Consider the following 23,373-nt stretch of genomic DNA (forward strand, 5'->3'; position numbering starts at 1 on the left):
TTTATTTCCGTTAACCGGCGACGACCACCAGTTTTTGATTAGCGAACTCCTTCAGGCCAAGGTCGGATAACTCGCGTCCATAGCCTGAGCGTTTCACGCCACCAAAGGGTAACTCTGCGGCGGTATCGCTCTGGGAATTGATAAACACCATCCCGGTCTCGATCTGCGATGCCATGTTGCGCCCACGCAGGATATCGCGCGTCCACACTGAACCGCCCAGGCCATAGTGGGAATCATTGGCCAGCGCGACGGCAGTGCGATCGTCAGCCACCACATAAACCTGTGCCACCGGACCAAAGAACTCCTGGTAATAGGCAGGGTTTTGCGGCGTAAGGCCGGTGAGTATCGTCGGCTGATAATAACAACCTACGCCTTCAATGACTTTTCCGCCCAATTCAACACGCGCGCCATGCTTCACCGCATCATCAACCTGCTTCACCAATCGATCACGAGCTTCTTTTGATGAAAGCGGACCGAGCGTGGTACTCTCATCCAGTGGGTCGCCAGCTTTAGCGGATTGCAGGGCTGCACTAAACTTCGCCATAAAATCAGTGGCGATTTTTTCGTGCAGGATAAAGCGTTTTGCTGCGGTACACACCTGACCACAGTTGCTTAATCGCGCCTGCGCGCCCTGGCGCACGGCTTCGTCAATATCGGCATCGTCCAGCACCACGAATACATCATTCCCGCCTAACTCCAGCGTGGATTTTTTCAGATGCTTTCCTGCCTGCTCCGCCACAGCGCTACCGGCACGTTCAGAGCCCGTCAGCGCAACACCCTGAACACGCGGATCGGCAATCAGATCAGCGACTTGTTGATTGGAGATAAATAGATTAGTCCAGGCACCTTTTGGCGCACCCGCTTCTTCAACCAGCTTTTCGAACACATCCGCACAATGCGGCACGATGTTGGCATGTTTAGCCAGCACCGGATTTCCCAGCGCCAGATTCGGCGCCAGCACGCGCATAAGCTGGTAGTAAGGGAAGTTCCAGGGCTCGACGGCCACCACCACCCCAATCGGATGATATTCCAGCCAGGCATCGCCTACCGTGCTGGGATAAGGTTGTGCCTGTAACAGGTGAGCGGCATGCTCGGCATAATACCGTGCGATCTGCGCGCAAATTTTCACTTCACCACGGCTTTGACCAATTAACTTGCCCATCTCACGACTGGCAATTTCACCTAATTCGTCAACGCGCTGATCAATTAGATCGGCCAGTCGATGCAGCACCTGCAGACGTGGCTGCATATCCCCTTTGGACCACGCAGAGTGGTAGAGATCATCAGCCGCGCTGAGCGCCTGCTGCATGACGGTGTCATCGTGATTAGGCCAGGATTTCAGCAACTGATTATTGGCCGGGTTGATGCTTTGATAGGCTGACATAAGGGGCTCCTTGGCAGTAAAAAAGACAAAGGCGGGACATGCCCGCCTGCGTGTTAAACGTTTTTACGTTCGACCGTTTTATCGTCCCACGTCAGAACGTCCTGATCGGTCTTATCAAAGGCGCGGAGCAGCACATCGTCGCTACCTTGCTGACGCCAGATTTCTTCCGCGAGTCGTTCATCGTAATTTGCCACCTCAAAAATGGCTTCAGCAATTTCAGGTGAGGTGTGGCGCAGCGTGGCCCATTCGCCCACGTGGTGAGCTTTCGACTGTTCTGTGGCCATAAAGGTCTCCTGTTGTGGATTTATCCTTGCAGTTTTACCGCCAGTCCGGCGACGTATTGGCCCTGATAACGGGCAATTCTCAGTTCTTCTTCAGATGGCTGGCGTGAGCCATCACCCCCAGCAATAGTAGTGGCCCCATAAGGCGTGCCACCGCGTACCTGAGAAATATCGAAAAGTTCTTTGGTGCCATAACCGATGGGCACGATAACCATGCCGTGATGGGCGAGAGTGGTCCAAACAGAGGTAATGGTTTGTTCCTGACCGCCACCGGTGCCGGTAGAGGCGAATACACTGGCGAGTTTGCCGTACAGCGCACCTGAGGCCCATAATCCGCCGGTGCGATCCCAGAAATTGCGCATCTGACCGGCCATATTGCCAAAGCGGGTTGGCGTACCCACGATGATGGCATCGTACTGGGTTAAATCTTCAGGTTTTGCTTCAGCCGCCGCCTGGTTCACCTTGCCGCCCACCTGCGCAAATCTCTCCGCATCCATGCTCTCCGGTACACGAAGAATGGTGACTTCCGCACCGTTCACACTCTTTGCGCCTTCAGCCACGGCTTGCGCCATGGTTTCGATATGTCCATACATTGAGTAATAAAGCACCAAAACTTTTGCCATGGTTTTCTATCCTGCTGAGGGTGATGAGTATTCAGAAGTATAGAAGAGACTGTGTAAGGTGCTGGAGGAGGAGGTAAATGGGTCCGTGTCGCGCTGCGCTTTTTACCGGGCTAACCGCTTGTAAGCTGGATATTAATCTGGTTTTTGAATAAAAAATAAGTGAATTATATGTTTCAAAGTATGTATATCAGCTGAATATCGGACTGTGTTGACTAATATTTCCTCAGGGCGCGCGAATACTTCGCCCCTTACTTTTCACCACATTGGATGAAAAGGCCTAACCACAGATGCTCAATCCCTGGAGGAAATGATGGCACAACATCGTGGAGGATCAGGTAATTTCGCGGAAGACCGCGAGAGAGCCGCGGAAGCCGGTCGCAAAGGCGGCAAAAATAGCGGCGGTAATTTCAGGAACGACCCGCAGCGCGCTTCCGAAGCAGGTGAAAAAGGGGGACGCAGTCGCAGCAAGAAGTAGTGTGATTGTGTTTATTTCCCCCTCCGCCGGGTTCGCCCGGCGGTAACAAAGATTGCAATTCCCCTCATGACCAGGCAAAAATGATCGCCAATCGATTATTTTGGTGCGTTATGTCCGCTACAAATTCCCGTCTCAGCCTGCGTATTACGCGCCAGGAACTCGTTCTCATTTTTATCACCATGGTTTGGGGTGGCACCTTTTTAGTGGTGCACCGCGCGATGGCGCATTCCGGGCCGTTCTTCTTTGTGGGACTGCGTTTTGCCACCGCATCGCTGCTGCTGGCCTTTTTCTTCCGCCGTTATCTGAGAAACATGACATGGCTTGAAGTGAAAGCTGGTGCGCTGATTGGCCTGTCGATTGCGGGTGGCTACGGCTTACAAACCTGGGGGATGCAAACCATCTCCAGCAGCCAGTCGGCGTTTCTGACCGCGCTGTATGTGCCGGTGGTGCCATTGCTGCAATGGTTGTTTCTGCGACGCCCGCCTGGACTGATGGCATGGATAGGCATCATGCTGGCGTTTACCGGTCTGGTGCTGGTGGCGGGGCCACAGGACGGCAGCCTGACGTTAAACGCGGGCGAGATTGCGACGTTACTCAGTACGCTGGCGATCGCAGCTGAAATCATTCTGATCAGTCGCTTTGCCGGCCAGGTTGATGTGCGCCGCGTGACGCTGATTCAGCTGATGGTGGCATCGGCCTGCGCCTTCGTCTTAATGATCCCTAACGGTGAGTCGGTCCCAATGATGTCGACGCCATTGCTATTGAGTGCGTTGGGACTGGGCGCGGCCAGTGCATTGATTCAGGTGACAATGAACTGGGCACAGCGCAGCGTATCACCGACGCGGGCTACGGTGATTTACGCCGGTGAGCCTGTCTGGGCAGGGGTGGTGGGGCGAATTGCGGGTGAACGTTTGCCGGCCGCCGCGCTGTTGGGCGGTGTGCTGATCGTCTGTGGGGTAATCGTCAGCGAATTACGATTTCGCCGTAAAAAAGCGGTGCCTGAGCAGGCACCGCTGGAGCCTTAAGGATGCTGCCGTGCCGCCTGGTTCGCCAGTGCGGCACCGCGACGTTTGAGGATCGCGTTAAGAATGATGGCACCGAAGGTCGCGGTGCCAATGCCTCCGATAGTAAAGCTGCCGATCTTTAAAGCGAAATCGCCAGCCCCCAGTACTAACGTGGTGGCTACCATAATCAAATTGCCGTTCTGACTAAAATCAACGTTGTTCTGCACCCAGATCCGCGCACCTGCCACGGCAATCAAGCCGAATACCACAATCGACGCGCCGCCAATCACCGGGCCGGGGATGGTATGGATCAGCGCACCAAATTTCGGTGAGAAGCCGAGTATTAAGGCAATCACTGCGGCCGCGACAAACGCCAGCGTAGAATAGACTTTGGTCACCGCCATGACGCCGATGTTCTCAGCGTACGTTGTTACGCCGCTGCCGCCCATCGAACCTGACAACATGGTGGCGAGACCATCCCCGACAAACGCACGCCCCATCCAGGGATCAAGATTGCGGCCCGTCATACCCGCAACGGCTTTAATATGCCCGAGGTTTTCGGCCACCAAAATGATGGCGACCGGCGCAATCATCACTATCGCCTGCATATCAAAAATCGGTGCGGTGGTGTGCGGTAAACCAAACCAGGGTGCATTGGCAACACCACTGAAATCCACCGGTTTTCCCAGGCCAAACACGTTGGTAAGTAGGGCGTAAATCGCCCAGGCGACAATCAGGCCAACCAGAATCAGTAAGCGCTGAATCAGGCCACTTGTGAATACCGCGACCACGCCAATGCATAACACCGTCATCACTGCCATCCAACTGTCGAACATCGATGCGGAAACACCGTGAACGGCGATCGGCGCCAGATTAAGGCCAATCGCCATCACCACCGCGCCGGTGACGACGGGTGGCATCAGGCGTTCAATCCAGCCTGTGCCGACTTTCATTACGATCAAGCCAATCAGCGTATAGAGTGCGCCGCAAGCAATGACCCCGCCCAGTGCGAGAGCCAGATTGGGGTTCAATCCCTGGCCGTTGAATCCGGTCACCGCGATAATGACCCCGACAAAAGCGGCACTGGATCCGAGATAACTCGGCACACGGCCGCCAGTGACAACAAAGAACAGCAGCGTGCCGATGCCGGAAACCAGAATCGCCAGGTTGGGATCCAGTCCCATCAGCAACGGCATCAACACCGTCGCGCCAAACATTGCTACAGCATGCTGCAGGCCCATGACAAACGTCTGCCCGAACGGCAGGGTTTCATCCGGTGCAATCAGCCCATCTTCGGTCATGGCTGACTTTTTCTGCCAGCGGGGGAACCAGGAACTCGCCATCGTCTTCTCCAGGGTAGCGGTGGAACCGGGCCGCGCAGGGCGGCGTTAGCGGGCGTCCTGCCGTAAAAGGTGATGATATCCGCGGTCAAACCACGCCAGGCCATGCGAATCATCGTTACGCACCAGCGCCAGCGCTTCACAAATCAGAATGTCATGGGTGCCAACACTGACCACCTGGCTGATTTTGCAATCAAACGATACGGTGGCGCCGTCAAGCAGCGGTGAGCCGCTGGCCAGCGTATGCCACTCAGCAGCGGCAAAGCGCTGTTCCATCGGCGTCTTCCCGCCAAACAACGTAGAAAGATCTTCATGACCGGCCGCCAGGGTGTTGACGCACAGATAGCCGTTGTCACGGAAAGTCGGCCAGACCGAGGCCGAACGATTCAGACACACCAGCAAAGTGGGCGGCGTATCCGTCACACTGCAGACGGCTGATGCGGTGAATCCGGCGCGACCGGCAGGGCCGTCGGTGGTGATGATATTGACCGCCGCGCCCAATCGCGCCATGGCATGGCGAAAAGCATCGCGGTCAACATTTGGCAGCAGTGGCAGTTCATGCACACTCATGGTTTACCTCCTCTGTTCAACTCGCAACGCGCTGTGCAGGTGCAGCCGTTTCGGCCAGCCATCCCAGCAGCAGAGCGTTAAACTTATCGGCATCGGTCACGCTCATCGCATGGCCGCCCCACGGCATCTCAATCAGACTGCCATTCGGCAGCGCCTGGGCCAGCTGCGGAGAGCAGCTCCACGGCACCAGCAGATCGTCCTGGCTGCAGATGGCTAACACTGGTTGCTGAATCCGCGCCGCATGCGGGCGGAAATCACTGTTCATCAATGCATGTAAGCGGCGCAGCAGATTTTCCATGCCCTGAAAATGGGTCACGTGATGGGCATCTTCAGCTGTGATGCGCGCCTGATGCCGAGCCAGCCACTCGGCCGGATAGAGGAACAGTGGCTGCGCGCGCACAAAGGCCTCTACGCCCACGTTGAGCAGTAAATCCTGCCGCACCTGGAAGCAGCGCTGCGTATGCGGATCCAGCGACAGCCAGCCATTAATCACCACGACGCGGCCGACACGGTCGGGATAATCCAGTGCCAGCTGCAGGCCGATTAGGCCACCCAGCGCGTGGCCAACAATGTCGTAATGATGAATGCCATGTTGTGCCAGTAACTCAGCCAGTTCAGCGGCCATCATCGCCATGCTGTAACCTTCTGGCAGCGTATCGGCACTGCGACCGGTGCCGCGTTGGTCGTAAGTCACCACGCGATAATGAGGTGTGAGTGCCGCTAACTGGGGTTGCCAGAAGCCCGCTACGCCACCAAGACCGGACGACAGCACCAGCGTTGGCGCGTCGTTAGCGGTTAAACCATGAATCTCAAGGTGCATTACGCCTCCTGCGGCCCGATGTGGGCAACGCTGGCAATTTCAATCAGCGCGTCTGGTTTAACCAATCCGCACTGGATGCAGAAGCGTGCGGGTTTGTCGCCGGGAAAATACTCGGCGTAAACCTGGTTAATCGCGGCGTAGTTGCTCCAGTCGGTGAGGAAAATTGAGTTGAAAGTGACGTCGCTCATGCTGCCACCGGCGGTCTCGATCACCTTTTTGATAGTTTCCAGCACGTGACGGGTTTGAGCCGCCGCATCGCCAACGTGGACCACATTGTTACTGGCATCGAACGGTAGCGTGCCTGACACGTAAACCACGCCGTCAGCCAGCGTTCCCGGCACAAACGGCGCAATTGGGGTGCCGCTTCCGGCAGGAATAATCACACTTTTAGGCATCGTCGCAGTTCCTTATCGTTATGGTTTTGCAGGTGAGATGGGCCTTAAGCTTTCAGGGCTTCACAAAAAGTGTCCGTGTCGCTTACCCAGCCAAAGAAAGTTTCGATGTTGAAAATCGCCGCCTGTTGGGCAAACGCCGGTCCGGCCTGATGAGTAGCGTCTTCCAGCACTACGCCAAAATATTCGAGGAAGAAGCCATCGCGCAGTGTGGACTCGACACACACGTTGGTGGCAATGCCGGTGAACACCAGATGGCGGATACCGCGACTGCGCAGCATGCTGTCAAGTGGGGTATTAAAGAAGCCGCTGTAGCGCGGTTTGGGCAACACGATGTCACCTGCCTGCGGCACCAGCTCATCCACCAGCGCATAATCCCAGCCGCCTTTCGACAGCAGCGTGCCCTGTAACTCCGGTCGCTTGCGCATGGTTTTCAGCGCATTCGATTTATGGAAGTTCGGCGAGCCGGCATCACCCGCTTCAACGTACTGATCGTCCCAGCCGTTCTGGAACCAGATAATCTGCATGCCAGCCGCGCGTGCTGCGGTCACCGCCTGATGAATTTTGGCGATCACCGGTTTGGTGGCGGAGACGTCAAAACCGGCAAGGTCGAGATACCCCCCCTCGGTGGCATAGGCGTTTTGCATATCCACCACGATCAAGGCACTCTGCGCCGGCGGGAGTGCAATCGCTTCAGGCCGGGCGGGCAGGGTGATATTCGGCAAACTTGACGTGTGGGCACAAGTCACGGCATTCATCAGGCAACCTCCTTCTGCGAAGTGATAACGTTTTGACGACACTGCATTAATGGCTGGATACGTTCCCCGAAATCTTCAATGCCTTGCAGGAAGTCATCAAAGGTCAGTAATACGCCTTGAGCGCCATCAACCTCTGCCACTTCATCCAACATTCGTGCCACATTGGCGTAAGACCCCACTAAGGTGCCCATATTGATGTTCACGGCTGAGGTCGGATCGGCCATCTGACGCACGTTGGTATCGCTGCCGGACTTGGTGTCCTGCTGGCTTTGCGTGGTGAGCCAGGCAAGGGCTTCTTCATCGGCGCCCGCTTTGTAATGCTCCCATTTGGCGCGCGCGGCTTCGTCGCTTTCGGCGGCAATGATCATAAACAGCACATAGGAACCCACATCGCGTCCGGCGTTATCCGCTGCGACTTTCATGCGGCTGGCGGTCGGAGCGAAGGCAGTAGGCGTGTTGACCCCTTTACCAAAGCAGAAGTTGTAATCGGCATGCTGCGCGGAGAACGCCATACCGGCATCGCTCTGTCCGGCACAGATCACTTTCATTGGTTTTTGCGGTTGCGGGCTGACGCGGCAGTCGTTCATGGTGAAGAATTCACCTTTAAAATCACTCTGACCGGTGCCCCACAAATCGCGCAGCACGGTGACGTACTCTGTGAGGTATTGGTAACGGCTGGAGAAGTACTCATCACCCGGCCACAATCCCATCTGTTCGTACTCCGGTTTCTGCCAGCCGGTGACCAGATTGACGCCGAAACGGCCATTGGAAATCGAATCAATGGTGGCGGCCATGCGCGCCACAATCGCCGGAGGCAGCGTCAGGGTCGCTGCCGTAGCATAAATTTCAATCCGTGAGGTCACCGCCGCGAGCCCCGCCATTAGCGTGAAGGATTCGAGATTGTGATCCCAAAATTCAGTTTTGCCCCCGAAGCCGCGCAACTTAATCATCGAGAGCGCAAAGTCGAAGTGATAGTGCTCGGCCTTCAGCACAATCTCTTTATTCAGTTCAAAAGTCGGTTTGTACTGCGGCGCATGGGTGGAGATGAGCCAGCCATTGTTGCCAATCGGGATAAAGACGCCAATTTTCATGTGAAACCTCTCTGCATTGAACGGGCATTGCTCTACGCGCTGCGTTGCTTCCTGCACGCATCCTGCGAGCGGCGCTCCGTCACAAAATTGCAAAGCCTGTGCCACATTTTTAAATGCCTTGTACAACAACGTGTTAAAAAACGTCCGATAGTGAAAGTGGAGTGGTTGGTCTAAATCAGACCGTTTGGTCAAAACGTTTTGCACGTTTTTCATGCGTGCCGTGGTCAAAAAAGGTGCAGGGAGAGCGATTAGGCAGGAAAGAGGGGCTTTGTTATGATGCGGATAGGCAGGATTGAAGAGGTAACAGTGTGAAAAACGATGAAAAAAAGCCGGGCCGACGTTCACGAGCCGTTGCCGCGAAACGGGCCGCGATACTGGAAGCGGCGCTAACCTTCTTCTCACAATACGGTATTCACGGTACCAGCCTCGATAAAGTGGCGGAGCGTGCCGACGTCTCAAAGACCAATTTGCTCTACTACTATCCCTCAAAAGAAGTGCTGTATATCGCGGTGCTGAAAGAGATCCTTGATGTCTGGCTGGCACCATTGCGCGCGCTGCGTCACGATCAGGATCCACTGACCGCCATCCGGAAATATATTCGTCTTAAGTTGGAAGTGTCGCGCGATCACCCGCAGGCCTCGCGCTTGTTCTGTTTGGAAATGCTCCAGGGTGCTCCGTTACTTAAAGGCGAACTGGCCGGGGATTTAAAAGCGCTGGTGGATGAGAAAGCAGCAATCATCGAACAGTGGATTGTGGAAGGGCGTTTAGCCGGGGTGCAGCCGCAGCATCTGTTTTTCCTGCTGTGGGCCACCACGCAACATTACGCAGATTTTGCTTCACAGGTTGAAGCGATCACCGGCCAGACCCTGAGTGACCCGGAATTTTTCGAGCAAACGCTGGAGAATGTTCAGCGCATGATTATTGAAGGGATCCGCGTGCGTTGATCCCGCTTTAGCCAGGAGAGTGCATGGATTCGCTATCACAACTGACGTTGGGCGCGGCGGTCACCGTCGCGGTGATGGGCAAGCGCGTGCCTTTATGGCAATCGGCGCTGGTGGGCGCGATTGCCGGCACCTTGCCCGATCTTGATGTGTTTATCGATCACGGCGATGCGATCCGCAATATGACGCTGCACCGCACCGAGAGCCATGCGCTGTTGTGGCTGACGTTGATTGCGCCCCTGTTGGCCTGGCTGGTTGCGGTTGTGTCGCGCAGTCGCCCGCACTGGCGCGGTTGGTGCCTGGCGATTTGGCTGGCCCTGATTACTCACCCTTTACTCGACCTGACAACGGTATACGGCACACAGCTGGGTTTGCCGTTTACCAATTTCCCCTACGCAATTGGCAGTATGTACATCATCGACCCGCTGTATACTTTGCCGTTGCTGATCGCGCTGTTGGTGGCGTTATGGCGGCGTGACGGGGTGGGATTGCGCTGGAATCAGGCGGGTTTGCTGATCAGTACCCTGTATCTCGGCTGGAGTATGGTGGTGCAGGGTATCGCGACGCAGCATATTAATCGTGACTTAACCCAGCAATCCATCCAGCCACAGCAAGTGCTGGTGACGCCAACCGCGTTTAATACCCTGGTGTGGCGAACCGTAATTATGACCCCCGATCGCTACGGAGAAGCTTACTGGTCAATGCTGTCACCCGATCGGGCGCTGGAAATTCATTGGCATCCGCGCAACCCGCAATTGTTCGATGCGTTTAAAGGCGACTGGTATGCCGAGCGAGTGGCGTGGTTCAGCCACGGTTTTTACGCCATGCGTCTACAGGGTGAAGATACTTTGATATCGGATTTGAGGATGGGGGAAGCGCCAAATTACACCTTCACCTTCAATCTGGGATCGGCACATTCCCCGGAACCGGCACTGGAAAGAGAGCCTTCGGTGCGACCATCATTGGCGCAGGCATGGCATAAATTACGCGAAAGGTTATAAAAAAAGCCCCGAAAATTCGGGGCTTTTTTTCAGCAGGATTATCAGGCCTTACGACGACGTAATAACCAGCCCATGGTAAGGATGACGAACCACAGCGGCGTGACCATCAGCGCCTGGCGAGTGTCGTCCTGCAAGGTCAGCAGGACAATCACAAAGGCGAAGAACGCCATGCACACCCAGCACATCAGCTTGCCCAGCGGCATCTTGAACTTCGACTCAGCGTGACGCTGCGGATGCTGTTTGCGGTAAGCCAGGTAGCTGCACAGGATGATGGTCCAGACGAACATAAACAGAATCGCCGATACCGTGGTGACCATGGTGAATACCGTCATCACATCGGGGATCAGGTAAATCAGTGCAACGCCACACAGCAGGCAGAAGCAGGAGAAGAACAGTCCGGTAGTGGGAACCGCTCGAGCCGACAGACGACCAAACGCTTTGTGCGCCACACCCTGTTCTGCCAGGCCGTACAGCATACGGCTGGTGGAGAAAATACCACTGTTGGCGGATGACGCGGCTGAAGTCAGCACCACGAAGTTCACGATGCTGGCAGCTGCAGGTAAACCAATCAGCACAAACATCTCAACGAACGGGCTGCGGTCAGGCATAACCTGATTCCACGGCGTCACCGCCATGATCACCAGCAGCGCCAGAACGTAAAACATAATGATTCGTAGCGGAATGGCATTAATCGCGCGTGGCAGCACCTTGTGCGGATCTTTCGTTTCCGCTGCTGCTGTTCCGACTAACTCAATACCGACGAAGGCAAACACCGCAATCTGGAAGCCAGCAAAGAAGCCGCTTAATCCTTTCGGGAACATACCACCGTGATCCCAGATATTGCTCAGAGCTGCTGCGCTGCCACTGGGTGAAGGGTAATGCATGCTCACCAGCACGATGCCGGTCACGATCAGGGCAACAATCGCCACGATTTTAATAATCGCGAACCAGAACTCCATTTCGCCAAACAACTTCACTGTCGCGATATTCAGTGCAAGGAAAACAACTATGCAGAGCAGTGCACTCATCCAGATGGAAAAGTCGGGGAACCAGAGCTGGAAATAGGCACTGATGGCCACCACATCGGCAATACCGGTCACTACCCAACAGAACCAGTAAGTCCAGCCGGTAAAATAGCCTGCCCAGGGGCCGAGTAAATCGGCGGCAAAATCGCTGAAGGATTTATATTCGAGATTTGAGAGCAGCAATTCGCCCATGGCGCGCATCACGAAGAACAGCATAAAGCCGATGATCATATAAACGAAAATGATCGAGGGGCCGGCCAGACTGATTGTTTTACCTGAGCCCATAAACAACCCGGTGCCGATCGCGCCACCGATGGCAATCAGTTGGATATGGCGGTTATGAAGATTACGCTGGAGCTTATCCGGCTGTTCGGCCTCAACAAGCGCCTCTTTGGATTGATCAACCATAAATATATCTTTCCTGTTTTGATGTTGTGTCAGCTCTACTGGCTGTTAGATAGCGTGCCGTTTAATAGGGCAAGTGGCATAAGATAGTGGAAAGCTTGCAACTCTCGGTAATTGTTTTTTTACAATTGTGACCTTTTACGGGGTTTCGTCTGTCAGTAAATATTTACATGGCATAATCCACGGTGAGTTTGCGTAAATCTTCAGCAATTAAGCCTTTTCTGCGTCATTTCCTCGTTTTGCCACCTACACTTACGTCTTCCTTTAATGAGTAAACGTGAGGTGTAGTGCGCGCATTATTAGCGATTGCCCTGTTGGCTTTATGTGGCTGGTGGAGTCTACCCTGGTTGAAAACGCATTTACCGCCGCAGTGGAATCCGTTTACGCCATTGTCGGTGACTGACCCACCAGGATGGATGATGCGCTACAAATTGCAGCGGCTCAGTCACGATCCTGCTGCCTGTCTGGCAGTGATGCAGCGTGCCAGCCAGCAGGGGTGGGTACAATTTCGTACCGTGCCTGCGATGCAAGGTGATTGTCCTTTAGAACAACCTATGCGCGTGAGTGGATTTGGCGAAGTCACCTTAAGCAGCAGTTTTCTTGCCAGTTGTCCCATGGCGGTAAGTAGCACAATGTTTGTCGTCAACAGCAGCACCGCATTGCAGCAGGCAGGCATCAACAGCCCATTACGGCGCATTAGCCACGTCGGCAGTTACGCCTGTCGTAATATCTATCATCGTCAGCAGGGGCGCTTAAGCGAGCATGCGACAGCAGATGCATGGGATGTGACAGGATTTCAACTGGCTAATGGGCGCTGGTTGCAGGTAAGTAAAAACTGGCAGCAACCCGACGATGCGGCGGCAGGGCTTCACGCATTGTGGCGTAACGGTTGTGCGACCTTTGGCAATGCATTAGGACCGGATTATAACGCCGCGCATGCCGGACATTTTCACCTGGGCATGCGCGGTGCAGGATACTGTCGTTAACTAGACGGCGGGATTAAGCCCACGTTTTATCAGGAAATGATTAGCAGGCCAGGAGAATAGGAAACCGATGATCATGGCCAGTTGTAGCATAAACCAGAAAGCCACCAGCAATGGATTGATTTGCTGGTTAAGAACAAATTTTAGTGCCAGCGCCATAAAGATAAAAATACCTAATTGATAAATCAGTAACGGAAAAGTTTCCGTTTTAAATGCTAATAATAACGCCCGGCCAAATGAACGTTTTTCATGTTGGCGAATGGCCAGGAATTGGAAAAATAAACCCACCACCAATGAAACTATCACGCAAATAATCGCCTGCATCCAGAGCGTGGGCATAATGGCGAATTGGTTTAGTATGGTGATTATTGGTAGGGTCATTATGTCGCCAAATATACAGGCTGCAGCGGATAATGAGGTAGAAATAAATATTGTTTGCCAGCTGGCGTTACTCTGAATTTTTTGCGGAACCAGCAGCGCGAGTTTTACCTGACGTGAAGGTTTTCGCCCCAGATACCACCAGGCTAACCATCCGATGAAGGGCATATAGAGGCCGGTTAGTGGCCAGATGATATTCATGATGGCCACCGGATGCGGGTGGCGGAAAAGATCTTTTAAAATCATCAGCGCTGTGCAACCGCCCAGAACAAGGAAAGGTAATGCCAGTTGGTTCATCATAGTCAGCCCCGTTATGATGCTCGAATACGCATGACGATGCGCCATTATGGGTGAGGGCGTAACGTCTTCCCCTGGAAAAATTCTCGGCGTGATCCCCCGCACATCCTCTAAGCGTAGCTGGAAAAGAGGGTGACGGAAATCACGCCATACAGCTCACCACAGAAATGGCTGGGATTAAGAATGAACCGAATGCCATTCGTCCCACAAATACCTCTATTACCCTCAGTATCCGCTTTAAGAGTGAGTGATTTTAGTTAATGACGATGCTAAAAATTTATCAATCTAATGATAATTTTCGATGAATAGGGTGATTGAAACTCCTTCGGAAAAATCCTATTCTAATCAGGAAAGAGGATTAAAGTTGTGAAGCAGTTGGCAAAATGTCTCTGCTTTCAGTTCCCCACATAATGGTAACGCATTGACAACAGGATAGTTATGATTGTTACCCCGCGGGCTGCTCTCATTTCAATCAATATTTTTTCTCTAGTTAATTTATTTTTTGTGTTAATCAGAACGAATAACAAGTTAAAGCGTGAAACAACGCTGAGGCAATAATGACTACCGATAATTATTTCGTCTGGCGTGGCGAAACTGAAAATGAATTTCAGGCGCTGACGGAAGTGATTCAAGTAAAAACGCTATTACAAAAACACATTGAAGCGATGGGTTTCGATTCATTCGCTTTCCTGGTTCAACATCCCGTGCCTTTTACCCGGCCGCGCGTGTTTTTGTTCAGTACTTACCCGGAAAGTTGGGTTAAGCGCTACGAAAGCGAAAATTATTATGCAGTCGACCCAGTGCTGTTACTTTGTCAGCGGGCGGGACGTGGCGTGGAATGGACGAGAGATCTCTTCACCGGCGCCGGTAATTTATGGGCTGAAGCGAATGCGGCAGGCCTTAACAGCGGCTTTTCTTGTTCGGCCATGGCGCCAAATCGTGCCATTGGTATATTATCTATAGCATCATCGCTTCACAGTCAGACTCAACACTTACGCGTTCAGCTAGAGGTGAAACTGCACTTTCTGGCGGAACTGAGTTTGCGCGTGCTAGAGCGGCTCAATGATAGTTCAATGGCAGTTTTATCTAACGATTTTAGCCAACGCGAACTGGAAATATTGAAATGGACGGCAGAAGGAAAAACTTCTGCGGAAATTTCTCTGATTTTAGCGATTTCAGAACATACGGTGAATTTTCACCAAAAGAATATGCAAAAGCGTTTTAATGTTTCCAATAAAACGCAGATTGCGTGTTATGCGGCGGCAATTGGCCTGATATAGCAAAAAGGCAACTACTAATTTTAGTAGTTCCCACTCTTTAGTCAGTTGTCTACCCTGCGCCGGAACTTTGCCAGGCTGGCGCAAAGAAATCATTGCAAACATGGGGATGTCAGGGGCGCATGATGAAAGTAATTCAAACACAGCTTAAGGATATGCCGTCCTCTCTGTTGGCAGAATTGGGAACCTATCGCTACAGCGTTTTTGCGCGGGGTGAAGGATGGTCAATCCCGCCGCGCTTAAGTACGCCCGGACAGGAGTACGATCGCTTTGATCGCTCCGACGTCACCTGGATCATCGCGTGGAATGCGCGTCAGGGGATTTGCGGCTGTGCACGTTTGTTGCCCTGGCATGAACCAGAAGTGCCTGAAGGGATGGTGCTGCCGTTCGATCGGGATAAAGTCTGGGAAATGTCGCGCTTTTCGGCACGTCTTGAAGTGGATGCAGAACTGCCGCTGACGATTTTATGGCATTCGGTGCAGTTGGCAGAACTCAGCGGTATGGAGTATTTGATCAGTTCAGCGACACCGATGCTGGAAAAAATGTTTGAGCAGCATGGCGTGGTGTACGAACCTTTGTCACCGGGTTTAATTCAATCTGAGGATAACCTGTTTGCCATTCGTATTCCGGTTCACCAGCCGGCATTGGCGGATAAGTATCGCGGTACACGTCGCTTCAGTCCGGAAGAGGTGCTGCCATCACTGGGTGTTTCTGTGAACTGGCAGTCGCACAGTTGATCACCCCGCGCGCTGCGCGGGGCTTGGCCGCTTACTGACGGTAGGCGGTTTTAATCTGACGAATCGTGTTACTAAACACTTCCGCCTGCGGTTTATCCACTAACGCGCTCTGCACATAGCGCTCCATGTTAATGATCACCTTACCGGCATCCGCCTGACCCATTCCTTTCAGAATCAGCGTCACCATCATTTTCAGGCAAGCCACTTCGTCGGCCAGCGCCTGGGTATCCTGCGATGTTGAAAAGTCTTCATCACTCATCATTGACTCCTTGGTGGTGTTACTGAATGTTGACACAATACCTGTGTGTAAAAAACAGAGTATATCATATGGTTGGCGGATGAATTTATCCCAGGCGAAGCGGTGAAGATTAAACCAACATTAAAGGGATGTTTGCGCTATTTACAGGCAGGAAAAAACAGGTAATGACGTTATTTTTATTACCGAGCGCCTGACGGTCGATAAAAAGATTATAAATTATAACATAATGATATTAGTCACAATTTCACATTTTAATTCTTGCATGGTAATGCATTTTACTCAAAAAATATCTGGGATTGACCTCTATTTGATATGCGTCATTTCATTTGGGATTTATCTGCGTAACCAGATGTTTTTTCCCCGGTAAACCCGGTAAGATGGCCCTCCTGAAATATATTTTTCCCCTCACTAACCTGCGGAGTATGTCCCGTTGATCAGTCTGCTTCTTGTTGATGACCATGAACTGGTACGCGCCGGTATTCGCCGCATACTGGAAGATATGAAGGGATTGGTAATTGCCGGGGAAGTGGCTTGTGGTGAAGATGCGGTGAAATGGTGCCGCAGCAATCCGGTTGACGTAGTGCTGATGGACATGAATATGCCTGGCATCGGTGGACTGGAAGCGACGCGCAAAATTGTGCGCTTCAATCCTGACATCCGCATCATTATGCTGACCATCCATACCGAAAATCCGCTGCCAGCAAAAGTGATGCAAGCCGGTGCGGCGGGTTATCTGAGTAAAGGTGCGGCCCCGCAGGAAGTGGTCAGTGCGATTCGTTCGGTGCACTCTGGGCAGCGCTATATTGCCTCCGATATCGCCCAACAAATGGCTCTCAGCCAAATCGAGCCGCAAAAAGCCGAATCACCGTTTAGCTGTTTGTCGGAAAGGGAATTGCAGATTATGCTGATGATCACCCGAGGGCAAAAGGTGACGGAAATTTCCGAGCAGCTTAATCTCAGCCCGAAAACCGTTAACAGCTATCGCTATCGCATGTTCAGTAAGCTGAATATCAGTGGCGATGTAGAGTTAACGCATCTGGCCATTCGACATGGTCTGTATAATGCGGAGCCGTTAATCAGTAGTGAGTGACGTTTTCAATTCTAAAGCCTTTCTCAGCACCGTGACCAGTCAGCCCGGCGTCTACCGTATGTATGACGCGACAGGCACAGTGATCTATGTGGGCAAAGCGAAAGACCTCAAAAAGCGCCTGACCAGCTACTTCCGTACACAGGTGGGCAGCCGCAAAACCGAAGTCCTGGTCAGTAACATCCAAAACATCGACGTGACGGTGACCCACACCGAAACTGAAGCTTTGCTGCTTGAGCACAATTACATCAAGCTCTATCAGCCTCGCTACAACGTGCTGTTACGCGATGATAAATCCTACCCTTATATTTTCCTGAGTGCGGATACACATCCGCGACTGGCGATGCATCGTGGTGCCAAACACGCGAAAGGGGAGTACTTTGGTCCTTTCCCCAATGGCTATGCGGTGCGTGAAACCCTGGCGCTGTTGCAGAAAGTTTTCCCGATTCGACAGTGTGAAAACAGTGTTTATCGCAACCGTTCTCGTCCCTGCTTGCAGTATCAGATTGGCCGTTGCCTTGGGCCGTGCGTTGCAGGTCTGGTCAGCGAAGAAGAGTATGCACAGCAGACGGATTACGTGCGGCTGTTTCTCGCCGGTAAAGATGATCAAGTGATCAATCAACTGGTCAAACGCATGGAAGAAGCCAGTTATGGATTGCGCTTCGAAGAGGCGGCGCGTCTGCGCGATCAGATTCAGGCGGTGCGACGCGTCACCGAGAAGCAGTTTGTTTCCAATCAGGGCGATGATCTTGATGTGATGGGCGTGGCATTCGATGCCGGTATGGCCTGTCTGCATGTGCTGTTTATTCGACAGGGCAAAGTGCTAGGCAGCCGCAGCTACTTCCCGAAAGTACCTGCCGATACCGATCTCACCGAAGTGGTGCAAACCTTCGTCGGCCAGTTTTACCTGCAGGGCAGCGAAGCACGCACCTTGCCGGCCGATATTCTGCTGGACTTCAGCCTTCCCGAACGTGAGTTACTGGCAGATTCATTGAGTGAACTCGCCGGGCGCAAGGTGAATATTCAAAGCAAGCCGCGTGGCGACCGTGCGCGTTACCTTAAACTGGCGCGCACCAATGCTGCCAGCGCCTTGACCACGAAACTGTCTCAGCACTCCACCATTCAGCAACGCCTGGCGGCGCTGGCGGTGTTTCTCGAACTCGATATCATCAAACGCATGGAGTGCTTCGACATCAGTCACACCATGGGTGAGCAGACGATTGCCTCATGTGTGGTGTTCAATCGCGATGGTCCGCTGCGTTCCGATTATCGTCGCTACAACATTGAAGGCATCACGCCAGGCGATGATTACGCCGCGATGAATCAAGTGTTACGCCGTCGCTATGGTAAAGCGCTGGAAGAGGACAAAATCCCTGATGTGATCATCATCGATGGCGGCAAAGGTCAGCTGGCGCAGGCGAAACAGGTGTTCGCGGAGCTGGATGTGCCCTGGGATAAAGACCGTCCCATCTTGTTGGGCGTGGCGAAAGGCACTGACCGTAAAGCGGGGCTGGAAACGCTGTTCTTTGAAGCGGAGGGCGAGGGCGTTTCGTTGCCGCCGGACTCGCCTGCGCTGCATGTGATTCAACATATTCGTGATGACTCTCACAATCATGCAATTTCGGGTCACCGGAAAAAACGCGCGAAAGTGAAGAACACCAGCGCGCTGGAAAGCATTGAAGGGGTAGGGCCAAAACGGCGTCAACAGCTGCTTAAGTATATGGGGGGCCTGCAACCTCTGATGAATGCCAGCGTGGACGAGATTGCTAAAGTGCCGGGGATTTCCTTCGCCCTGGCGGAAAAAATCTACTGCTCGCTGAAACACTAGCATTGAAACAGGGGGGGCAATGTAGGAACATACGTTAAATTCTACTCACACCAGACAGTTACTGGCATATGCAATTTAACATTCCGACGTGTCTTACCCTGTTCCGAGTTGTACTGATTCCATTCTTTGTGCTGGCATTTTATCTGCCCTTTTACTGGGCACCTTTTGCCACCGCATTGATCTTTGTGGTTGCCGCCGTAACTGACTGGTTTGATGGTTTTCTTGCCCGCCGCTGGAAGCAAACCACACGTTTTGGCGCCTTCCTCGATCCTGTGGCTGACAAAGTCATGGTTGCGATTGCACTGGTGCTGGTCGCTGAGTATTTCCACGCCTGGTGGATTACCTTACCGGCAGCCACCATGATTGCGCGTGAAATTATCATCTCTGCCTTGCGTGAGTGGATGGCGGAAATTGGCAAGCGCAGCAGCGTGGCTGTTTCATGGATTGGCAAAGTGAAGACCACGGCGCAGATGTTCTCACTGTTCGCCTTGCTGTGGCGTCCAGATGCCACTGTGGTTGGCGTGGGCGTGGTGGCGCTGTATATCGCCGCGGTGCTGACCTTCTGGTCTATGTTCCAGTATCTGAGCGCCGCACGCGGTGATTTGCTCGATAGCTGATCGATACGATTTAAAAAGCAGCAAACGGACGCAGTGTGTGGATAATTCTATTGACTCATTGCGTCAGATAAGTAGAATGCATCGCATCGAACGGCAGCGAGTCTGCAAGAAGCTGAATAAAATCAGCGAGTTCGGTCAGTTAAAGAATCGAGTATTTCAGTTTGCAGCAAGGCGGCAACTGAGCGAATCACAGAGAGCTTACTTCAGTAAGTGACCTGTGTGAGTGAAGGAAGCTAACGCAGCAGTAAATTGAAAGACGAAGATTATGCGGGAATAGCTCAGTTGGTAGAGCACGACCTTGCCAAGGTCGGGGTCGCGAGTTCGAGTCTCGTTTCCCGCTCCAAATTTAGTCATTTGTTCTTAACGGATGACATATCAGAATAAAGGCGCGTTGGCAGAGTGGCCATGCAACGGATTGCAAATCCGTCTACCTCGGTTCGACTCCGGGACGCGCCTCCAATTTATACCCTGCCCGGGTGGTGAAATCGGTAGACACAAGGGATTTAAAATCCCTCGGCTTATGGCTGTGCGGGTTCAAGTCCCGCCCCGGGCACCATATTTAGTCGTCGCTAAAACCAAATAAAAGCAATATGCAGTAATGTCGTGACCGCCCAAGGGCGGTTTTTTTGTGCCTGCTCAATCAGCATCAGGCTTGCGGTTGCCCAACAGGCCCTTTGCTCATCGGCCCGCCCGGAATAGGCTGCTCAGTGGGCACATTGGGACGTCCATCTGGCCCAATTGGCCTGTCGGATTGCTGGCAGCCTGTTAACGTTGCCAGACAGGTGATAATCATCATCCCAGCGAAAAGATTCTTCATCAGTCACGTCCTTTCTTCAGGCAACTAAGCGTTGCCTCCTAAGCGTAGTTGATCTCTTGCTGACTAAAGCACATAAAAAAGCTGCCATCTCGTTGAAGATGGCAGCTTAGAGAAAAATCAATCTGGACGAAGTGACTCAAACTCACTTCATTAAAATCATCACCCCAGATTACCGCTCAGGCGGTCGCGGAAATCGCTGCTACGGTTATCCAACCCGATAACCGTGACCGTCGCACCATGCCGTTGATAGCGGTATTCAATGGCATCCAGTGCCGCAACGCTGGATGCATCCCAGATTTGTGCATGGGTCAGGTCAATGGTGACGGTTTTCGGATCGTGTCCGTAATCGAAATGCTCGAATAAATCGTTACTGCTGCCAAAGAACAGCGGACCGCGCACCGTGTAATAGACCTGCTCGCCATCATCGCTTAGCTTGCGTTCAGCATGGATAACATGAGCAATACGACGCGCAAACAGCATCATGGCAAGGATCACGCCAATCAGTACGCCCAGCGCCAGATTGCCGGTCCAAACGGTGACCACCACCGTTAGCACCATCACCGAGGTTTCTGACCATGGCATGCGCTTCAGCGTGGCGGGTTGCAGGCTGTGCCAGTTAACGGTTTTCACTGCCACCACCATCATGATCGCGGCGAGCACCACCATCGGAATCTGCGCCATGATCTGACTCAGCCCGGTGACCAGCAGCAGCAACACAATACCCGCCGCAATGGTGGAGATGCGCGTGCGTGCTTTGCCCAGCTCAACGTTAACGATGGTCTGACCGATCATGGCGCAGCCAGCGATGCCGCCATAAAAGCCTGCCAAAATATTACCGACGCCCAGAGCCCAGGACTCGCGGCGCTTACCGGAAGGCGTGTCAGTGATATCGTCCACCAATTTGGCGGTAAGCAGAGATTCCATCAAACCTACAAAGGCGATACTCAGGGCGGTTGGCCAGACAATCTGCAACGTCTGCAAATTGAACGGCACCAGCAGCGTGGTGAATCCAGGCAAACCGGAACTCATTGGCCCCTCATCGCCCACGTTAGGCACGCGATAACCCAGCAACAATGCCACACCGGTGACGGCGACAATGGCCACCAGCGGTGACGGAACGCTTTTCAGGATTTTGGGTAACAGCAGCACAATGGCCAGGGTTACGGCGAACAGCACCCACACCAACCCAGATTGTCCCCAAACGTGTGGAACCTGCGCGAAGAAAATCAGAATGCCCAGCGCATTCACAAAGCCCAGCATCACCGAACGTGGAATGTAGCGCATCATGCGGGACAGCCCGGCAAGGCCAAAAATAATCTGAATAATACCGCCGAGGATCACCGCAGGAAGGATGTATTCCACGCCGTGCGCGTGCACCATCGGTCCAATCACCAGCGCCACCGATCCTGCGGCTGCCGTGACCATGGCGGGGCGGCCACCTAAGATCGACAAGGTCAGGCACAGCACCACCGAAGCGACCAGACTCACTTTGGGATCGACACCCGCAATAACAGAGAAGGAGATGACTTCTGGAATCAGCGCCAGGGCGGTAATCACCCCCGCCAGACACTCACGGGTAAGCAGCGCAGGCGAGCGTAAAACGCTGCCTACGGTGATATCGTTCGCCGCAGGGGCGAGCTTGGGAGATTGGCTCATAAATGTGCAGGCTCTTTTATTATTTTGCGCATGCCGTCACGGCACGGCAGTAACCAGTTGGACACTAAACGCGGATGATGTTAGCGGGCATTGAGAGATGAAGCTAGCGGGAGAGTGTAGAAGAGAGCGATTCCGTCCATGGAATCCGGTATTACACCGAGAGATCGTCAGGCGTTTTATTAACCACCAGTTCGAGCAGATGACGATAAATATCCAGCTGAATCACATCGCTTTCCATCTCAAGGCGATTAATCAGCGAAGCGATAATGGCTTTATTGGTGACCGGCATGCCGGCTTGCAGGATTTCAGCAATGATCTGCCCGAAAACTTCCATCTCGGTGCTGTCGCTGTTTCCGGCGAGTTTGAAATAGTCAGCGATAGCGTCATTGCTGGTGGCGGCGTTTTGCATGTATGAAGCCCTTCAGATCGGTCTGATGGCAACCTGGCCTTCAGTTCCATGATGAAAAAACATACGCGCGGACAGGCGCGTAAGACCCTAACTCATCAACCAACGCAAAAAAGACACCTCTGAAGGTGGAAATCCAAAAACACCTTCAGAGGCGACGCAAAGTGCATCATTCGTTACGGAGCCGTTAGCCAGCTCACGGGAAGTAAACTTATACAATGAGAGTTAACTTGTACAATGATTTTTTTAAGGAATTTGTGCTTATCTTTGTTTATCAATGGCTTGATTTAATCGGCTTAAGGTAAACTTATACAAAATAACTGTACAGGGGTGAGTTTTAGGACGGGTTGTATCGTTTCGAGGGAAAAGTGGTAAGGCTGCAAAGCACCAACTAAATTGCTTATGTAAGCAAACTTTTCTTCAGGCCTGCGCTTTGTTTATAATAACGCAATTGTTTAGTTAGCTATCTAACCATTAGGCTACTACGTTTTGAGTGACTACCCACAACCTTTTTCGCGTTTATTACATCTTACGGCACATGCATGGCGGCTGGCGGTCGATCGCCGCCTAAAAGAAAGTGGCTTAAGTATGAGCAGCTGGATGGCTATCGCGACAGTGGCAACGGCTACGGAGCCGCCGACGCAGAAAGCGCTGGCTCAGCTGCTGGGATTAGAGGAAGCGAGCGTGGTGCCACTGGTGGATCGACTGGTGAAACAGCAGTTGCTGGCGCGTGTTCAGCCGAAAGAGGATCGCCGCAAACGTCTGCTGGTTCTCACCGAGCAGGGGAGCGTGGCGTTTGCCGAAGTGAAAACCCAGGCAGACAGCTTGCGCGCGCAGTTGCTGGCTGATATCGATCCCGAAGCGCTGGCGGTGACCGAGAAGGTGCTGCAACAGTTATTGGCGCGATTAGGAAGTATGTGA

Annotated in this window: 26 protein-coding genes and 3 tRNA genes; 14 read left to right on the forward strand and 15 right to left on the reverse strand. The window is 53.0% G+C overall.

Going from position 1 to position 23,373, the window contains the following annotated elements; translation table 11 throughout:
* Positions 1-10 precede the first annotated feature (10 nt).
* Genes LBW88_RS01830 through wrbA form a run of 3 tightly spaced genes read right to left on the reverse strand, consistent with a single transcriptional unit; the run spans position 11 to position 2,288 of the window.
* Complete coding sequence (locus LBW88_RS01830) at positions 11-1,384, reverse strand: NAD-dependent succinate-semialdehyde dehydrogenase (protein WP_224929414.1); 1,374 nt, start codon at positions 1,382-1,384, stop codon at positions 11-13.
* A 53-nt stretch (positions 1,385-1,437) separates the two neighbouring features.
* Positions 1,438-1,668, reverse strand: coding sequence for a YccJ family protein (locus LBW88_RS01835; protein WP_038647733.1), 231 nt, complete (start codon positions 1,666-1,668; stop codon positions 1,438-1,440).
* 20 nt (positions 1,669-1,688) lie between these two features.
* Positions 1,689-2,288 (reverse strand): NAD(P)H:quinone oxidoreductase, encoded by a 600-nt coding sequence (wrbA, locus tag LBW88_RS01840; RefSeq protein ID WP_224929412.1) that lies wholly within the window; start codon positions 2,286-2,288, stop codon positions 1,689-1,691.
* Between the two features lie 310 nt (positions 2,289-2,598).
* Here wrbA and LBW88_RS01845 point away from each other — a divergent pair, with 310 nt between their 5' ends.
* Positions 2,599-2,763 carry a general stress protein gene (locus tag LBW88_RS01845; RefSeq protein ID WP_071845623.1) on the forward strand — a complete coding sequence of 55 codons (165 nt, stop codon included), beginning with the start codon at positions 2,599-2,601 and terminating at the stop codon, positions 2,761-2,763.
* Between the two features lie 110 nt (positions 2,764-2,873).
* Complete coding sequence (locus tag LBW88_RS01850) at positions 2,874-3,788, forward strand: DMT family transporter (RefSeq protein WP_224929409.1); 915 nt, start codon at positions 2,874-2,876, stop codon at positions 3,786-3,788.
* On the opposite strand, the gene rutG is transcribed toward LBW88_RS01850, so the two are convergent.
* Genes rutG through rutA form a run of 6 tightly spaced genes read right to left on the reverse strand, consistent with a single transcriptional unit; the run spans position 3,785 to position 8,738 of the window.
* Positions 3,785-5,110 carry a pyrimidine utilization transport protein G gene (gene rutG, locus LBW88_RS01855; RefSeq protein WP_224929406.1) on the reverse strand — a complete coding sequence of 442 codons (1,326 nt, stop codon included), beginning with the start codon at positions 5,108-5,110 and terminating at the stop codon, positions 3,785-3,787. The genes LBW88_RS01850 and rutG overlap by 4 nt on opposite strands.
* A 45-nt stretch (positions 5,111-5,155) precedes the next feature.
* On the reverse strand, positions 5,156-5,677 hold the full coding sequence (rutF, locus tag LBW88_RS01860; RefSeq protein ID WP_224929403.1) for an NADH-dependent FMN reductase RutF: 522 nt from the start codon (positions 5,675-5,677) through the stop codon (positions 5,156-5,158).
* Between the two features lie 16 nt (positions 5,678-5,693).
* Positions 5,694-6,497, reverse strand: a complete 804-nt coding sequence (gene rutD / locus LBW88_RS01865) for a pyrimidine utilization protein D (RefSeq protein ID WP_224929400.1) — start codon at positions 6,495-6,497, stop codon at positions 5,694-5,696.
* Positions 6,497-6,892 (reverse strand): pyrimidine utilization protein C, encoded by a 396-nt coding sequence (gene rutC, locus LBW88_RS01870; protein WP_200570957.1) that lies wholly within the window; start codon positions 6,890-6,892, stop codon positions 6,497-6,499. The genes rutD and rutC overlap by 1 nt, the downstream gene beginning before the upstream one ends.
* Positions 6,893-6,936: 44 nt before the next feature.
* Positions 6,937-7,647: a pyrimidine utilization protein B gene (rutB, locus tag LBW88_RS01875; RefSeq protein ID WP_224929397.1), complete on the reverse strand. Its 711-nt coding sequence runs from the start codon at positions 7,645-7,647 to the stop codon at positions 6,937-6,939.
* Positions 7,647-8,738 (reverse strand): pyrimidine utilization protein A, encoded by a 1,092-nt coding sequence (gene rutA, locus LBW88_RS01880; RefSeq protein WP_200570960.1) that lies wholly within the window; start codon positions 8,736-8,738, stop codon positions 7,647-7,649. The genes rutB and rutA overlap by 1 nt, the downstream gene beginning before the upstream one ends.
* Before the next feature lie 308 nt (positions 8,739-9,046).
* On the opposite strand from rutA, the gene rutR reads away from it, so the two are divergent.
* Together rutR and LBW88_RS01890 are read left to right on the forward strand one after the other, a co-directional pair.
* Entirely contained in the window at positions 9,047-9,682 is a 636-nt protein-coding gene (gene rutR / locus LBW88_RS01885; protein WP_224929394.1) for an HTH-type transcriptional regulator RutR, read from the forward strand.
* Positions 9,683-9,705: 23 nt separating this feature from the next.
* Positions 9,706-10,680, forward strand: coding sequence for a metal-dependent hydrolase (locus LBW88_RS01890; RefSeq protein WP_224929390.1), 975 nt, complete (start codon positions 9,706-9,708; stop codon positions 10,678-10,680).
* Positions 10,681-10,721: 41 nt separating this feature from the next.
* Here LBW88_RS01890 and cycA read toward each other — a convergent pair whose 3' ends face one another.
* Positions 10,722-12,113, reverse strand: a complete 1,392-nt coding sequence (gene cycA / locus LBW88_RS01895; protein ID WP_224929387.1) for a D-serine/D-alanine/glycine transporter — start codon at positions 12,111-12,113, stop codon at positions 10,722-10,724.
* 284 nt (positions 12,114-12,397) lie between these two features.
* Between cycA and LBW88_RS01900 the strand changes: the two genes are divergently transcribed.
* Positions 12,398-13,096, forward strand: a complete 699-nt coding sequence (locus LBW88_RS01900; protein ID WP_224929385.1) for an extensin family protein — start codon at positions 12,398-12,400, stop codon at positions 13,094-13,096.
* Here LBW88_RS01900 and LBW88_RS01905 read toward each other — a convergent pair whose 3' ends face one another.
* Entirely contained in the window at positions 13,097-13,771 is a 675-nt protein-coding gene (locus LBW88_RS01905) for a DUF4396 domain-containing protein (RefSeq protein ID WP_224929382.1), read from the reverse strand.
* A 554-nt stretch (positions 13,772-14,325) separates the two neighbouring features.
* Here LBW88_RS01905 and sdiA point away from each other — a divergent pair.
* Positions 14,326-15,048 carry a transcriptional regulator SdiA gene (sdiA, locus tag LBW88_RS01910; protein ID WP_224929380.1) on the forward strand — a complete coding sequence of 241 codons (723 nt, stop codon included), beginning with the start codon at positions 14,326-14,328 and terminating at the stop codon, positions 15,046-15,048.
* Positions 15,049-15,170: 122 nt separating this feature from the next.
* On the forward strand, positions 15,171-15,782 hold the full coding sequence (locus LBW88_RS01915; protein WP_224929377.1) for an acyl-homoserine-lactone synthase: 612 nt from the start codon (positions 15,171-15,173) through the stop codon (positions 15,780-15,782).
* A 31-nt stretch (positions 15,783-15,813) separates the two neighbouring features.
* Here the strand turns inward: LBW88_RS01915 and LBW88_RS01920 are convergent, their stop codons facing one another.
* On the reverse strand, positions 15,814-16,041 hold the full coding sequence (locus LBW88_RS01920; RefSeq protein ID WP_200571684.1) for a DUF2594 family protein: 228 nt from the start codon (positions 16,039-16,041) through the stop codon (positions 15,814-15,816).
* A gap of 430 nt (positions 16,042-16,471) precedes the next feature.
* On the opposite strand from LBW88_RS01920, the gene uvrY reads away from it, so the two are divergent.
* From uvrY to LBW88_RS01950, 6 genes are all read left to right on the forward strand, one after another.
* Positions 16,472-17,131, forward strand: a complete 660-nt coding sequence (gene uvrY, locus LBW88_RS01925) for a UvrY/SirA/GacA family response regulator transcription factor (protein ID WP_034820300.1) — start codon at positions 16,472-16,474, stop codon at positions 17,129-17,131.
* The gene (gene uvrC / locus LBW88_RS01930) at positions 17,124-18,956 is read left to right on the forward strand and encodes an excinuclease ABC subunit UvrC (RefSeq protein ID WP_224929373.1); all 1,833 of its coding nucleotides are present in this window, start codon (positions 17,124-17,126) and stop codon (positions 18,954-18,956) included. Before uvrY ends, uvrC begins: the two co-directional genes overlap by 8 nt.
* Positions 18,957-19,024: 68 nt before the next feature.
* Positions 19,025-19,573, forward strand: a complete 549-nt coding sequence (gene pgsA / locus LBW88_RS01935; protein ID WP_160868253.1) for a CDP-diacylglycerol--glycerol-3-phosphate 3-phosphatidyltransferase — start codon at positions 19,025-19,027, stop codon at positions 19,571-19,573.
* 267 nt (positions 19,574-19,840) lie between these two features.
* Positions 19,841-19,916: transfer RNA gene (locus LBW88_RS01940), tRNA-Gly, on the forward strand.
* 42 nt (positions 19,917-19,958) lie between these two features.
* Positions 19,959-20,032, forward strand: a tRNA-Cys gene (locus LBW88_RS01945).
* Positions 20,033-20,043: 11 nt separating this feature from the next.
* A tRNA-Leu gene (locus LBW88_RS01950) sits at positions 20,044-20,129 on the forward strand.
* Positions 20,130-20,219: 90 nt separating this feature from the next.
* On the opposite strand, the gene LBW88_RS01955 is transcribed toward LBW88_RS01950, so the two are convergent.
* The 3 genes from LBW88_RS01955 to LBW88_RS01965 form a co-directional block, all read right to left on the reverse strand.
* A complete protein-coding gene (locus LBW88_RS01955) occupies positions 20,220-20,390 on the reverse strand; it encodes a hypothetical protein (RefSeq protein WP_224929370.1) in 171 nt (56 codons plus the stop codon).
* 159 nt (positions 20,391-20,549) lie between these two features.
* Complete coding sequence (locus LBW88_RS01960; protein ID WP_224929367.1) at positions 20,550-22,046, reverse strand: SulP family inorganic anion transporter; 1,497 nt, start codon at positions 22,044-22,046, stop codon at positions 20,550-20,552.
* 151 nt (positions 22,047-22,197) lie between these two features.
* A complete protein-coding gene (locus LBW88_RS01965; RefSeq protein WP_224929364.1) occupies positions 22,198-22,455 on the reverse strand; it encodes a biofilm/acid-resistance regulator YmgB/AriR in 258 nt (85 codons plus the stop codon).
* Positions 22,456-22,941: 486 nt separating this feature from the next.
* On the opposite strand from LBW88_RS01965, the gene LBW88_RS01970 reads away from it, so the two are divergent.
* Positions 22,942-23,373: a MarR family winged helix-turn-helix transcriptional regulator gene (locus tag LBW88_RS01970; protein WP_224929360.1), complete on the forward strand. Its 432-nt coding sequence runs from the start codon at positions 22,942-22,944 to the stop codon at positions 23,371-23,373.

The organism is Pantoea sp. alder81 (assembly GCF_020179835.1).
Lineage (GTDB): Bacteria > Pseudomonadota > Gammaproteobacteria > Enterobacterales > Enterobacteriaceae > Pantoea.

What these genes read in the sequence shown, in the direction of transcription:
- cycA (WP_224929387.1), bottom strand. Translation starts at nt 12,113, where the DNA reads ATGGTTGATCAATCCAAAGAGGCGCTTGTTGAGGCCGAACAGCCGGAT.
- LBW88_RS01845 (WP_071845623.1), top strand. Translation starts at nt 2,599, where the DNA reads ATGGCACAACATCGTGGAGGATCAGGTAATTTCGCGGAAGACCGCGAG.
- rutF (WP_224929403.1), bottom strand. Translation starts at nt 5,677, where the DNA reads ATGAGTGTGCATGAACTGCCACTGCTGCCAAATGTTGACCGCGATGCT.
- LBW88_RS01920 (WP_200571684.1), bottom strand. Translation starts at nt 16,041, where the DNA reads ATGAGTGATGAAGACTTTTCAACATCGCAGGATACCCAGGCGCTGGCC.
- LBW88_RS01830 (WP_224929414.1), bottom strand. Translation starts at nt 1,384, where the DNA reads ATGTCAGCCTATCAAAGCATCAACCCGGCCAATAATCAGTTGCTGAAA.
- sdiA (WP_224929380.1), top strand. Translation starts at nt 14,326, where the DNA reads ATGACTACCGATAATTATTTCGTCTGGCGTGGCGAAACTGAAAATGAA.
- rutD (WP_224929400.1), bottom strand. Translation starts at nt 6,497, where the DNA reads ATGCACCTTGAGATTCATGGTTTAACCGCTAACGACGCGCCAACGCTG.
- rutA (WP_200570960.1), bottom strand. Translation starts at nt 8,738, where the DNA reads ATGAAAATTGGCGTCTTTATCCCGATTGGCAACAATGGCTGGCTCATC.
- wrbA (WP_224929412.1), bottom strand. Translation starts at nt 2,288, where the DNA reads ATGGCAAAAGTTTTGGTGCTTTATTACTCAATGTATGGACATATCGAA.
- LBW88_RS01850 (WP_224929409.1), top strand. Translation starts at nt 2,874, where the DNA reads ATGTCCGCTACAAATTCCCGTCTCAGCCTGCGTATTACGCGCCAGGAA.
- LBW88_RS01915 (WP_224929377.1), top strand. Translation starts at nt 15,171, where the DNA reads ATGAAAGTAATTCAAACACAGCTTAAGGATATGCCGTCCTCTCTGTTG.
- pgsA (WP_160868253.1), top strand. Translation starts at nt 19,025, where the DNA reads ATGCAATTTAACATTCCGACGTGTCTTACCCTGTTCCGAGTTGTACTG.
- rutC (WP_200570957.1), bottom strand. Translation starts at nt 6,892, where the DNA reads ATGCCTAAAAGTGTGATTATTCCTGCCGGAAGCGGCACCCCAATTGCG.
- rutB (WP_224929397.1), bottom strand. Translation starts at nt 7,647, where the DNA reads ATGAATGCCGTGACTTGTGCCCACACGTCAAGTTTGCCGAATATCACC.
- LBW88_RS01890 (WP_224929390.1), top strand. Translation starts at nt 9,706, where the DNA reads ATGGATTCGCTATCACAACTGACGTTGGGCGCGGCGGTCACCGTCGCG.
- rutG (WP_224929406.1), bottom strand. Translation starts at nt 5,110, where the DNA reads ATGGCGAGTTCCTGGTTCCCCCGCTGGCAGAAAAAGTCAGCCATGACC.
- LBW88_RS01965 (WP_224929364.1), bottom strand. Translation starts at nt 22,455, where the DNA reads ATGCAAAACGCCGCCACCAGCAATGACGCTATCGCTGACTATTTCAAA.
- LBW88_RS01960 (WP_224929367.1), bottom strand. Translation starts at nt 22,046, where the DNA reads ATGAGCCAATCTCCCAAGCTCGCCCCTGCGGCGAACGATATCACCGTA.
- LBW88_RS01955 (WP_224929370.1), bottom strand. Translation starts at nt 20,390, where the DNA reads ATGAAGAATCTTTTCGCTGGGATGATGATTATCACCTGTCTGGCAACG.
- LBW88_RS01835 (WP_038647733.1), bottom strand. Translation starts at nt 1,668, where the DNA reads ATGGCCACAGAACAGTCGAAAGCTCACCACGTGGGCGAATGGGCCACG.
- LBW88_RS01905 (WP_224929382.1), bottom strand. Translation starts at nt 13,771, where the DNA reads ATGATGAACCAACTGGCATTACCTTTCCTTGTTCTGGGCGGTTGCACA.